Source organism: Pseudoalteromonas sp. SCSIO 43201, assembly GCF_023716725.1.
GTDB classification, from domain to species: Bacteria; Pseudomonadota; Gammaproteobacteria; order Enterobacterales; family Alteromonadaceae; genus Pseudoalteromonas; species Pseudoalteromonas peptidolytica.
Map to the genome: position 1 here is coordinate 445001 of NZ_CP072683.1, position 12661 is coordinate 457661.

The 12661-nt window shown below is 45.3% G+C and carries 7 protein-coding genes and 2 rRNA genes (1 of these 9 only partly in view); 4 read left to right on the forward strand and 5 right to left on the reverse strand.

What is annotated here, in order from left to right:
* Both J8Z24_RS01935 and rrf read left to right on the forward strand, forming a co-directional pair.
* Window positions 1-1100, forward strand: a 23S ribosomal RNA gene (locus J8Z24_RS01935) (it extends 1785 nt beyond the left edge of the window).
* Window positions 1101-1285: 185 nt separating this feature from the next.
* Window positions 1286-1399, forward strand: a 5S ribosomal RNA gene (gene rrf, locus J8Z24_RS01940).
* 1323 nt (window positions 1400-2722) lie between these two features.
* On the opposite strand, the gene hemN is transcribed toward rrf, so the two are convergent.
* Together hemN and J8Z24_RS01950 are read right to left on the reverse strand one after the other, a co-directional pair.
* Complete coding sequence (gene hemN / locus J8Z24_RS01945; protein WP_252095169.1) at window positions 2723-4093, reverse strand: oxygen-independent coproporphyrinogen III oxidase; 1371 nt, start codon at window positions 4091-4093, stop codon at window positions 2723-2725.
* Between the two features lie 110 nt (window positions 4094-4203).
* On the reverse strand, window positions 4204-6234 hold the full coding sequence (locus J8Z24_RS01950; RefSeq protein ID WP_252095170.1) for a methyl-accepting chemotaxis protein: 2031 nt from the start codon (window positions 6232-6234) through the stop codon (window positions 4204-4206).
* 126 nt (window positions 6235-6360) lie between these two features.
* On the opposite strand from J8Z24_RS01950, the gene J8Z24_RS01955 reads away from it, so the two are divergent.
* Entirely contained in the window at window positions 6361-7140 is a 780-nt protein-coding gene (locus J8Z24_RS01955; RefSeq protein WP_252095171.1) for a Rossmann-fold NAD(P)-binding domain-containing protein, read from the forward strand.
* Between the two features lie 2 nt (window positions 7141-7142).
* On the opposite strand, the gene hutH is transcribed toward J8Z24_RS01955, so the two are convergent.
* From hutH to hutC, 3 genes are all read right to left on the reverse strand, one after another.
* Window positions 7143-8684: a histidine ammonia-lyase gene (gene hutH, locus J8Z24_RS01960; protein WP_252095172.1), complete on the reverse strand. Its 1542-nt coding sequence runs from the start codon at window positions 8682-8684 to the stop codon at window positions 7143-7145.
* 2 nt (window positions 8685-8686) lie between these two features.
* Window positions 8687-10366 carry a urocanate hydratase gene (gene hutU, locus J8Z24_RS01965; protein WP_252095173.1) on the reverse strand — a complete coding sequence of 560 codons (1680 nt, stop codon included), beginning with the start codon at window positions 10364-10366 and terminating at the stop codon, window positions 8687-8689.
* Window positions 10367-10527: 161 nt separating this feature from the next.
* Window positions 10528-11244: a histidine utilization transcriptional repressor HutC gene (gene hutC / locus J8Z24_RS01970; RefSeq protein ID WP_252095174.1), complete on the reverse strand. Its 717-nt coding sequence runs from the start codon at window positions 11242-11244 to the stop codon at window positions 10528-10530.
* A 171-nt stretch (window positions 11245-11415) separates the two neighbouring features.
* Between hutC and hutI the strand changes: the two genes are divergently transcribed.
* Entirely contained in the window at window positions 11416-12639 is a 1224-nt protein-coding gene (gene hutI / locus J8Z24_RS01975; RefSeq protein ID WP_252095175.1) for an imidazolonepropionase, read from the forward strand.
* Window positions 12640-12661: the final 22 nt, after the last annotated feature.

Below are 12661 nucleotides of genomic sequence, written 5' to 3' on the forward strand. Positions count from 1 at the left end.
CGTAAGATGACGTATACGGTGTGACACCTGCCCGGTGCCGGAAGGTTAATTGATGGGGTTAGCTTAGGCGAAGCTCTTGATCGAAGCCCCGGTAAACGGCGGCCGTAACTATAACGGTCCTAAGGTAGCGAAATTCCTTGTCGGGTAAGTTCCGACCTGCACGAATGGTGTAACCATGGCCACGCTGTCTCCACCCGAGACTCAGTGAAATTGAAATCGCAGTGAAGATGCTGTGTACCCGCGGCTAGACGGAAAGACCCCGTGAACCTTTACTACAGCTTGGCACTGAACATTGACCCTACATGTGTAGGATAGGTGGGAGGCTTTGAAGCGCAGACGCTAGTTTGTGTGGAGCCGACCTTGAAATACCACCCTTGTAGTGTTGATGTTCTAACTTAGGCCCCTGAATCGGGGTTGAGGACAGTGCCTGGTGGGTAGTTTGACTGGGGCGGTCTCCTCCCAAAGAGTAACGGAGGAGCACGAAGGTTTGCTAAGTACGGTCGGACATCGTACGGTTAGTGTAATGGTAGAAGCAAGCTTAACTGCGAGACAGACACGTCGAGCAGGTACGAAAGTAGGTCATAGTGATCCGGTGGTTCTGAATGGAAGGGCCATCGCTCAACGGATAAAAGGTACTCCGGGGATAACAGGCTGATACCGCCCAAGAGTTCATATCGACGGCGGTGTTTGGCACCTCGATGTCGGCTCATCACATCCTGGGGCTGAAGTCGGTCCCAAGGGTATGGCTGTTCGCCATTTAAAGTGGTACGCGAGCTGGGTTTAGAACGTCGTGAGACAGTTCGGTCCCTATCTGCCGTGGGCGTTTGAGAATTGAGAGGGGCTGCTCCTAGTACGAGAGGACCGGAGTGGACGAACCGCTGGTGTTCGGGTTGTGATGCCAATTGCATTGCCCGGTAGCTACGTTCGGAATCGATAACCGCTGAAAGCATCTAAGCGGGAAGCGAGCCTCGAGATGAGTTCTCACTTTGACTTAGAGTCAACTGAAGGGCCGTTGAAGACTACAACGTTGATAGGCGAGATGTGGAAGTGCTGTGAGGCATTAAGCTAACTCGTACTAATTACCCGTGAGGCTTAACCATACAACGCCAAAGTGGTTTAGCGACAGAAGTTAATAGACTGAAGTAGACAAAAGAATTTAATAGCTTTTCTAGATTTAAGAATTAAACAAGGTGACCAACCTCAGCGATATAGCAAATCGGTTCACCTTGCGCAAATGGAATGCTCGTGCGAGGCACGATGTCATTAAACATTTGCACCCAGATTTCCTGGTGACTATAGCGTTTTGGAACCACCTGACCCCATGCCGAACTCAGAAGTGAAACAAAACAGCGTCGATGATAGTGTGGGCTTCCCATGTGAAAGTAGAACATCGCCAGGGCCTTATTAGAGAAACCCGTTGCAGCAATGCGACGGGTTTTTTGCATTTGTAGTAAAGTACTTCCATGTAGTATTTCCCCTTCGCGTATCCATGCGCTCACTTCCTCGAACTGGAAGCGTTGCTTCGGTTTCTTGTCACCCAAACTCAGAAGTGAAACAAAACAGCTCGAAGGCGAGCCCCGCGAAGGGTCGGCCCCGGTCAATGATAGTGTGGGCTTCCCATGTGAAAGTAGAACATCCTACTTCGTAGCGAGCCAGGGCCTTATTAGAGAAACCCGTTGCAGCAATGCGACGGGTTTTTTGCTATGTGGGATTTGAAAAGAAAATCTCACAAGATAATCAACACCTCACAAAACAATCAACACCTCGCGAGGTAAACTCGCTCCCACCACGACACTAACAAAGTGCAGCACTGGTAGGAGGCGGTTTACCCGCCGAAAAGAAACCCGTTGCTGCAATGCGACGGGTTTTTTGCTGTGTGGGATTTGAAAAGAAAACCTCACAAGATAATCGACACCTCGAAAAGCAATCAATACATTACAAAACAATCAACACCTCGCGAGGTAAACTCGCTCCCACCACGACACCACCATAGTGCTGCACTGGTAGGAAGCGGTTTACCCGCCGAAAAGAAACCCTTTGCAGCAATGCAGCGGGTTTTTTGCTATGTGGGATTTGAAAAGAAAACCTCACAAGATAATCAACACCTCGAAAAGCAATCAATACATTACAAAGCAATCAACACATCGCGAGGTAAACTCACTCCCACCACAACATCAACATAGTGCAGCACTGGTAGGAGGCGGTTTACCCGCCGAGCTGTTGGGCTTCAAACAAAAAGAATAAAAACATCCTACTTTGTAACATCACGAGGTAAACTCGCTCCCACCACAACACCACCAAAGTGCAGCACTGGTAGGAGGCGGTTTACTCGCCGAGCTGTCGGCTTCAAATAAAAAGAATAAAAACATCCTACTTCGTAACATCTCGAGGTAAACTCGCTCCCACCGCAATATCAACATAGTGCAGGACTGGTAGGAGGCGGTTTACCCGCCGAGCTGTCGGGCTTCAAACAAAAAGAATAAAAACTAACTACATGCACTCACCTCAATGAAAGCAATCAATCTATGAATATTTACCTGTTTTAATAGCTGCTTAATTTACAGACGTAAGTCGAATGCTACGGTGTTAAAAACTCATTATCAATACTTCAGATTGAGAAGAAAAGAGCAAAGCTGTGGCGTTATTTTTGGCTAATTAGGTAAGTACCATTCGGTATTTTTGATACCGAATGGCTAAAATGAAGTAACTTGAAAGGTAAGGGCTAAATTACGCGTGAGAAGCGTGTTGTTTTAATTTGGCTTTGTAAATAAGCGTCAAAGCACATACAAATAATGCGGATAAACAGGTTTCCACTACTGGTGACTTTGATGGTGTGTTTAGTTAGCGTCACGAGTCCATCTGCTGCTAGCGGCGCTAATGCGGTGAGAGCTTGAGAAAAATATTCATCAAAATTAATATCAAAACGTTGTTCGAACTGCCCTTTATCTAATTCAAAATGACAAATAAGCTGTTTTATCACCGAGGCACGAATTTCATCATCATCACTTAATGTGATGCCTTTGCTAATAGCGCATTGCTTAGCTTCAATAGCTTGGTAGTAAGGCTTTAAATCTTTCTCATTTTGCAAGATCATATGACCAATTTGTGAAATAGAAGAAACACCTAAGCCTAATAAGTCGCAGTCACCATGGGTTGTATAGCCCTGAAAGTTGCGGTGAAGATGGCCTTCATTTTGCGCCATAGCCAGCTCATCGTCTTTTTTAGCAAAGTGATCCATACCAATGAATTGGTATCCTGCTGTAGTCATCTGCTCTAGCGTTTGTTTAAAGATAGCCAGTTTTTCGTTTGCACTTGGCATATCGATTTCCTTTAGCTTTCGCTGAGCTGCAAATCTATCAGGAAGGTGGGCGTAATTGAACACTGATACTCTGTCAGGAGACAGTGCGATAAGCTGTTCAATCGTCTTTTTATAGCTCTCTACCGTTTGAAATGGTAACCCGTAGATCATGTCCATGTTGATAGACTTAAAGCCAAGCTCTCTTGCCTCAGTTAACGTAGCGAGCACTTCATTAAGGTGTTGTGGGCGATTTACTGCTGTTTGAACTTCGTCATTAAAATCTTGTACACCGAAAGACACACGATTAAATCCGAGCTGATGTAGGTGACGCATCATGTTCGGTGCGAGGGATCTGGGGTCTATTTCGATACCACGCTGTGCACCATCTGAAAACGTAAAGGCGTTATTCAACATGGTGATTAACCGAGTCATTTGCTGTTCGGTTAAGAAAGTGGGTGTACCGCCGCCTAGATGTAGCTGTTCTACCGTATAATGCTCAAAGAAAAGTGCTTTTGCGACAATCTCCTGGGCTAAATAATCAAGATACAGATCGGCTTTTGACTGATGGCGGGTGATGATCTTATTACAACCACAGTAATAACAGAGCTGATGACAAAAAGGAATGTGAATATACAAGGAAAGCGTTCGAGAGTTTGACCCCATTATTGCCGTTTGCAAGTCATTGTGGGAATAGCCTGTCTCTAGCGATAGCGCTGTTGGATAGGAGGTATATCTCGGACCTGAGATATTATACTTGCTGATAAGGGAGTCATTCCAAATAGGTAAATTAATCACGATACGCACTCTCGAGTTATAGTATTGACGAGAGTGTACTGCGTCCAAGCCGATTTGGGTTTGCCTCAGATCAAAGCATGCCGTGGTTACGGCATGCTTTAACGTATAGATTATAACTTAAATTGATTAACGGTTGAGTTAAGCGCTTTAGCCAAGTCATTTAAATCTCGAGCCTCATCAGCCAATACGTTAGCGTGGTTGGCAGTGCTATTAACTAGCTCATTGATTTGATTGAGGCTGTTATTTATATCTTCTGCCACTACCGTTTGTTGCTCAGTTGATGTAGCTATCTGATGACTTTGATCTTGGACTGTTTTTACTGACTCTGTAATTTCTGTTAAAGCGTTAAGGACTGCTTGAGTTTCTTCAACAGTACCTTCTGCACGCTCTTGTCCTTGTTGCATCATAACAGAGGCTTTTTGCGCAATTTGCTGCAAACGGGAGATCATATTACGAATATCGTCGGTTGATTCTTGTGTCCGGCTTGCAAGTGATCTTACTTCATCTGCTACAACGGCAAACCCTCTACCTTGCTCACCTGCACGAGCTGCCTCTATTGCAGCGTTGAGCGCTAGTAAGTTGGTTTGCTCAGCAATACCATTGATCACATCTATCACTGCTCCGATGTTGCTGGTTTCTTGCTCAAGACCTGCTACCACTTTTGCTGCCTCACCAATATGTAGTGCCAATTCAGTCATTACGTCTTGTGCTTGTGAAGAGCGGCTTGCTCCCTCATTGGTTACGCGTTGCACGACGTCAGCAGCTTGATTTGTTTCTTGTGCGTTGCGAGAGATCTCCGTAACGGTTGCGGCCATTTCAGTAACCGCAGCACTGACGCTATCTACTTGCTCTTTCTCACGCTGAATTTCACTATTTGTGTTGTTTGATACTTCACGCAGTTGTGCCGATGCGCTACTTAGTTGCTGTGCTTGTGCTGCGGTATCCAGCATCATGGCTCTTAACTTATCAATAAAGGTATTCATATGATGGGCAAGTTGGCCTACTTCATCTTTACTGGTAATGTCGATGCGCCTTGTTAGATCTCCTTCTCCAGATGCAATATCACGCATGGTTTCTGTCAGCGCCACAATCGGCCTTGTGATCATCTGTGTAGCGATAAAAATCATGACTACAATAATCATTATAATAACAATCAAAATGGTGATGATACCCATCACCGCTTCGTCGACAGGTTCGTTAATTAAAGAAACAGGTATAAGGATGCCGACATGCCAATCTAAAAGTGGGTTGTCTAGTTTTACATTATCGTAAACAACATAATATTCCTGTCCTTTGAAAGTGACACTTGCAAAGCCTACAGGGTTACTTTTTATTGCATTATTAAGAGCTGCAAAACCATGGGTATTATTAAATTGGGATTCCAGTCCATCTAGTCCTTCTTTTCCCTTAGCGCCTTCGTCTGTTGTTGAAAGTGAATGCCCCGTGCGCTCGGATAAATGTACCACTTTTAAATCACCATCGAGTAAGAAGCCATAGCCCTTACCTTGAAACTGGATTTGCTCCACCATGTCATTTAATTTATTAATTTGCAGATCAACACCACCCATAGCGACTAATTTACCATTACTGCCATAAATAGGTTGGCGGATCACGGCTGAAACAGCCCCTGTGTTTATATCTGTGGCAATTGGGCCAACATACAACTGACCGACATCAAGTGTTTCTTGCCACCAAGGACGCTTGTAAGCGTAGTAAGGCCTGCCATCAGAATAAGCTGAAGTTCGGTCGTTTTCTTTAAAGTACTCACCGGTATTGGCAGACGCGATGAAAGCCGAGAGAATATTTTCATCACCACGGGCTATCCGAACTAAGTCTTCGTTAACCTCTTGATAATCTTTATCGCGACTAAGATCAGCACCGCGTGTTTTGTAATTCTCGAACCAATGAATGTTATGTGGGGTAGAGACAAAGGTTTCAACGACTTTGCCGTACTGACCAAAAAATGCTTCCATGGCAAGTTTTTCAGCCTGAATATAGCTTTGTGTTTCCCGTTCAATCCCCTCTCTTGAGAGTGTTGCAATATGATTTACAAAAAAGCTTGATGCGATGATTAACAACATCGAAATAGTGCCGCCGATCAACAGCAATATTTTCTTTCGTAGGGATAAATTCTCGAGCATGACAGTTCTTATTTTTAGCTTATGCAAACAATAATAAACCATAGATAAAAACAGAACGCTACCGTTTGCGTTGACTTGTTTTACATAGATAATACAAGTGAACTCAAAGGGTAAGGCTATATTAAGATGAAAGTATTAAATTGTAATGTTGTGGTATTAGGTGCAGGATGGCTAGGTCAGGCAATATGTCAACACGCTCAGCTACAAGGTTGGCAAGTTGAGGGGACGAGAACACAATTGCATCATACTCACCCTTGGTCTAGACAATTCGTGTTGACGGAGCAAGGCCAAGTTGAGCACTCTGTGACCCTAGAACATGCTTATTGGATCTGTGCTATCCCGCCAAGAGCCAGACAGGTTGATAGTAATTACCTTAACACCTTAGAGCAGGCTTTATCTCTGGCCAAGAAAATGTCTGCTAAAGGGTTTTTGCTTTGTTCTAGCACTGGGGTTTATGACACAGCTGACGCGGAATATGATGAGCAAGGCGCACTTGCTGACAAGTCAACTTTACGAGTTAGTATACTTAGAGATGCTGAAGAGCGGGTGCTAAATAGTGGCGGTAAGATTGCACGCCTTGCTGGTTTACAAGGGCCAAACCGAGAGCCTGGCAGGTTTGTTGCGGGTAAAGCGTTATCAAGCTCAGCAAATGCTCGAGTCAATATGGTACATAGGGATGATGTCGTTGCGGCGATAACTAGCATTGTTGCTCACTGGCAGGAAGCAGCAGATATCTATAACATTTGTTATCCGTCTCATCCAACACGAAAAGCGTTTTACCAACGCCACTGTAAACAGTTGGGTAATCCAGAGCCGACGTTTGCATCCTCTGCAACTCAGGATCGCATTATAAAAGCCGAGCGTATTACTGAGCTCGGCTTTGAGTATCGTCATGCGATTTATTGAGATTATGTAACTGGAGTTGACGGTAATAGCTGAGCTGGCAGTAGGTGTGCCAGCGCTGCTTGCTCCAGTAAATTATTTGCAGCTTCGATATCTGGCGCGAAATAGCGGTCTTTATCATAGAAAGTCACCACTTCACGAAGAATATGGTGGGCTTCTGTTACTTTACTCGATGGTTTAAGTGGCGCTCTAAAATCCAGCCCTTGTGCGGCTGCTAGGTATTCTACTGCCAACACTCCTTGAGTGTTGTCGGCCATGTCTTGCAAACGCCTTGCTGCAAATGTGGCCATTGAAACATGGTCTTCTTGGTTGGCTGAGGTTGGCAGACTGTCAACACTGCCTGGGTGTGCGAGTGTTTTGTTTTCAGAGGCCAATGCGGCTGCGGTGACTTGTGCAATCATAAAGCCAGAATTTACACCGCCATTGTTAACTAAGAAGGGTGGTAATTTTGATAAACTTGAGTCGATGAGCAGGGCTATACGACGCTCAGCTAAGGCACCAATTTCAGCAATCGCGATCGCTAGGTTATCAGCAGCCATAGCAATAGGCTCTGCGTGGAAGTTGCCGCCTGAGATAATGTCACCGGCATCTGCAAAGACCAATGGGTTATCAGTAACACCATTCGACTCAATAAGGATAACCTCAGCTGCTTGGCGGATCTGAGTTAAACAAGCACCAAGGACTTGTGGTTGACAGCGTAAACAATATGGGTCTTGAACTTTTTCACAGTCTACATGGGCGTCACTGATTTCAGAACGAGCTTGCAATATATCGCGAAACGCAAATGCAGTATCTATTTGACCTTGTTGACCGCGAACCTCATGGATACGTGCGTCGAATGGTGAGCGACTTCCCATCGCCGCTTCTATACTCATTGAACCAACTACGCAGCTTTGGGCATAAAGATCCTCAGCTCTAAACAGGCCTTGCAATGCAAAAGCAGTGGATGCTTGTGTACCATTTAATAGCGCTAGGCCTTCTTTGGCAGCTAATGTAAGTGGCGCAAGTCCAGCGATCCTTAAGCCTTCTTTAGCATCAATGAGTTTGCCTTGGTGACGTACTTGGCCTTCCCCTAATAGCGGTAAACACATATGTGATAATGGTGCAAGGTCGCCAGATGCACCGACCGAACCTTTCTTTGGTACGCATGGATAGACTTGCGCATTCAACAAGGCTGCCAAAAACTCAATCACTTTAAGGCGGATCCCAGAAAACCCTCGAGATAGCGAGTTGATCTTCAACACCATCATGAGTCGGACAGTACTATCGTCCATCAGCTCGCCAATGCCAGCTGCATGCGACAGTACAATAGAACGCTGCAATAACTCCAGCTCATCTTTAGCAATCTTTGTGTTAGCAAGTAGTCCAAAGCCGGTGTTGATCCCATACACAGTGCGACCTTCTTTAATCACTTGTTGTACAGTTTCTGCACTGTTTTCAATGGCCGCTTTTGCTGACTCATCAAGGCTTAAAGATACAGGGTGTCGGTTGATTTGGCGCAAAATACTCAGCGTCAACTGGCCTGGGAGTAAATTTAGTGAGTACATGCTTACTTTCCTTCCAGCATTGGTAAATCAAGTTTCTGTTCTTTTGCACAGTCTTTTGCAATGTCATATCCTGCATCTGCGTGGCGCATCACACCGGTGCCTGGATCGTTCCATAGTACCCGAGATAAACGAGCGTCAGCTTCGTCTGTGCCATCCGCCACAATGACTACGCCAGAATGTTGGCTAAAGCCCATACCAACGCCACCACCGTGATGCAGTGAGACCCACGTTGCACCACCTGCGGTATTTAACAGGGCATTGAGTAACGGCCAGTCTGATACTGCATCGGAGCCATCCATCATTGATTCGGTTTCCCGGTTTGGACTCGCTACAGAGCCAGAATCTAAGTGATCACGGCCAATAACAATTGGTGCTTTGAGTTCCCCATTTTTGACCATTTCATTGAATGCTCGTGCAAGGCGTGCTCTATCTTTTAGCCCAACCCAGCAAATACGAGCAGGTAGACCTTGGAATTGAATACGTTCGCGTGCCATGTCTAACCAATTGTGAAGGTGTGGGTCGTCTGGAATAAGTGCTTTAACCTTCGCGTCTGTTTTATAAATATCCTCAGGATCGCCAGATAACGCAACCCAGCGGAATGGACCTATGCCTTGGCAAAACAGTGGGCGAATATAAGCAGGAACAAAACCCGGGAAATCAAAGGCGTTATCGACCCCTTCCTCTAGCGCCATTTGGCGAATGTTATTCCCGTAATCAGTTGTTGCAGCTCCGCGCGATTGCAGCGTTAGCATGGCTTTTACTTGCACCGCCATAGATTGTTTTGCCGCTTTTACAACCATTTGTGGATCGCTTTGACGAAGTGCAGCTGCCTGAGCCATAGTCCACTCTTGCGGTAAGTAGCCGTTTAGTGGGTCGTGCGCAGAAGTTTGGTCGGTCACTGCGTCAGGCGTGATGTTGCGCTCAACCAACTCAGCATAAACATCCGCAGCATTGCCCAACAGACCAACGGATACTGGTTGTCCAGAAGCGTTAGCTTCATTAATGATAGCTAACGCTTCATCAAGTGTGGTTGCCTTTCGGTCGACGTAGCGTGTGTTAAGACGAAAATCAATTCGTGACTCATCACATTCAACAACGAGGGCGCTAAAACCAGCCATTGTTGCTGCGAGTGGCTGCGCACCGCCCATGCCGCCAAGGCCACCGGTTAGGATCCACTTGCCTTTTGCTTCACCATTGAAGTGTTGTTTTGCCATCGCGACAAAAGTCTCGTATGTGCCCTGTACAATACCTTGTGAGCCAATATAGATCCAAGAGCCTGCGGTCATTTGGCCATACATCATCAGACCTTTTTTATCCAGCTCGTTGAAGTGATCCCAGTTCGCCCAATGTGGTACTAAATTTGAGTTAGCAATTAAGACACGAGGCGCATTACTGTGAGTTTTGAATACGCCGACCGGTTTACCTGATTGCACCAGTAAGGTCTCATCTTCTTCTAAGCGGTCTAACGTTTCAACGATTTTATCAAAACATGCCCAGTCGCGAGCGGCACGACCAATACCACCATAAACCACCAGTGCATTAGGGTGCTCAGCCACTTCAGGGTCAAGGTTGTTCATCAACATTCGCTTTGCGGCTTCGGTAAGCCAGCTCTTTGCGGTGATCTCTGTTCCCCGCGGTGCGCGGATCTCGCGATTTGTGTCTAATCTTGGGTTTTCACTCATTCTGCTCTCTCCTGTTGTATATACAACCTAAGTGAGAAGTCTAGTGGAAAGCATAGTTGAACTTCGCTTCGTTAGGTTGTGTGCTTATTTTTTACATAATAAGCGCGTTATTATGTGTGTTGATGATGCTGCCGTAGCGCTTTAGCCACGGCGTATTGTATTTATTGTTTCTGTTTAAAGGTGAGGTGCCCACCTAGTCGGTATTTACTGCCCGGTGAAATGAGGCGTGCAAAGCTGACAATCCCTTTTGCTGACCAGGTTCTGCGAATCATTTGCAGACAGGGTTCCTCATTATACAGTCCAAGCCATTGGCAAACTTCTTGTGATGGCATAATGGCTTCCACCGTATGCCTTGCTTCAGTCAGCGGTGCAACGTGAGATAAATACTCATGTGGTGTGATCTGTTCAAAGTTTTGGTCAAGATATTCAGGCGCTGACAGCGGATTTACAAAGCGCTCTTCAACTTGCAGCGGTTGCTCATTTTCATTATGAACGATAACGCTTCTATACACAGGTGCATTAGCTTCAACACCAAGAGCGATAGCAATAGGTGCAACGGCTGCAATTAATTCTAGCGTTAATACTGTACAGGTATACTTACCATTACGTGCATTCACCTCATCAGCAATGTTTCGGATCTCCAATAGGGAAGACTGAGATTTAAAGCTTGCTACAAAAGTACCTAACCCTTGGCTACGAGTTAAAATTCCAGCTTCAGTGAGCTCGCTTAGTGCACGCCTTGCAGTCATTCTACTCACTGTAAACTGATCCGCTAATTCATTCTCCGAGGGAACCCGGTCGTTCTCGTGCCAACGAGCTGCACGAATGTTGTCGATAATATACTGTTTTATCAACGCAAACTTTGGAAGATCGGCCACTGTTGTTATCTCGAGTTAGTATTTATGTAAATAAAGATGGCACATTTATCTTGTATATACAAGTATGCCTGTTAGACTCAGGGCATAAATTTATGGTCTCTATACTTCTCTTATTGAGCAATTGCGGACTGTTTCACCTCAGAGTATTCAGGTTTAGATAGGAAAACGATAATGTTAGAAGCTGATTTATTGATTATTGATGTTAACCTCGCAACCATGGATCCCACCCTCGATAACCCTTATGGAGCAATAGAAAACGCGGCTATAGCTATCAAGGACGGTAAAATCAGCTGGCTTGGCCCTTGTTCATCACTGCCTGAAACCGATGCGCTAGCGACGCCCATTCACAAAGCGAATGGCCAATGGTTAACACCAGGGTTAATTGACTGCCATACGCATATTTTATTCTCAGGATCTCGAGCCAACGAATTTGAACAAAGGTTACTAGGCGCATCCTATCAGGAGATTGCAGCGCAAGGTGGAGGGATCGCAAGCACGGTCAAAGCAACGCGTTTAGCCGATAGAGAGTCCTTATTTGTAAATGGCAAAGACCGTCTCAACAGCCTTTTAAGAGAAGGAGTGACCACAGTTGAGAGTAAATCTGGCTACGGTCTTGATGTTGATAATGAACTGAAATTATTGGAAATCAATCAACTACTGAATGATCACCACCCAATTGATGTCCATAGCACATTTTTAGGTGCGCATGCGCTACCGCCGGAATATAAAGATAATAGCCAAGCTTATATTGATTTAGTATGCGATACGATGTTGCCTTTAGTTGCGGAGCGCCAATTGGCAACTGCTGTGGATGTATTTTGCGAGAATGTTGGGTTTTCATATCAGCAAACCAAACAAGTTTTTGAACGAGCACAAGCTCTGGGACTAAAAATAAAGTGTCATGCCGAGCAGCTATCTAATCAGCATGGGAGTGAACTGGTTGCCGACTTTAAAGGGTTATCTGCTGATCATATTGAGTATCTGGATGAAGCGGGGGTTAAGGCGATGGCGAAAGGTGACGTGACAGCTGTGTTGCTGCCCGGCGCTTTCTATTTCTTGAGAGAAACACAAAAGCCCCCGATTGAATTACTCAGAAAACATCAAGTGGCTATGGCAATAGCCAGTGATTTTAACCCAGGGACTGCACCACTTTGTTCACTTAGGTTAATGCTAAATATGGCCTGTACCTTGTTTAGAATGACGCCAGAAGAATCCCTCTGTGGTGTGACGAGAAATGCAGCCAAAGCACTGGGTCTTAAAGACCGCGGTATTTTAAGGATTGGTATGCGTGCAGATTTAGCGTTATGGAATATTACTCACCCTGCTCAGTTAAGTTATCAATTTGGCATAGCTGACCTGTCAAATTTGTGGATCTTGGGTAAACTTAGTCAGTAATGAAACTTTTATAAGCAGTTAA

What these genes read in the sequence shown, in the direction of transcription:
- hutI (WP_252095175.1), top strand. Translation starts at nt 11,416, where the DNA reads ATGTTAGAAGCTGATTTATTGATTATTGATGTTAACCTCGCAACCATG.
- hutH (WP_252095172.1), bottom strand. Translation starts at nt 8,684, where the DNA reads ATGTACTCACTAAATTTACTCCCAGGCCAGTTGACGCTGAGTATTTTG.
- J8Z24_RS01955 (WP_252095171.1), top strand. Translation starts at nt 6,361, where the DNA reads ATGAAAGTATTAAATTGTAATGTTGTGGTATTAGGTGCAGGATGGCTA.
- J8Z24_RS01950 (WP_252095170.1), bottom strand. Translation starts at nt 6,234, where the DNA reads ATGCTCGAGAATTTATCCCTACGAAAGAAAATATTGCTGTTGATCGGC.
- hutU (WP_252095173.1), bottom strand. Translation starts at nt 10,366, where the DNA reads ATGAGTGAAAACCCAAGATTAGACACAAATCGCGAGATCCGCGCACCG.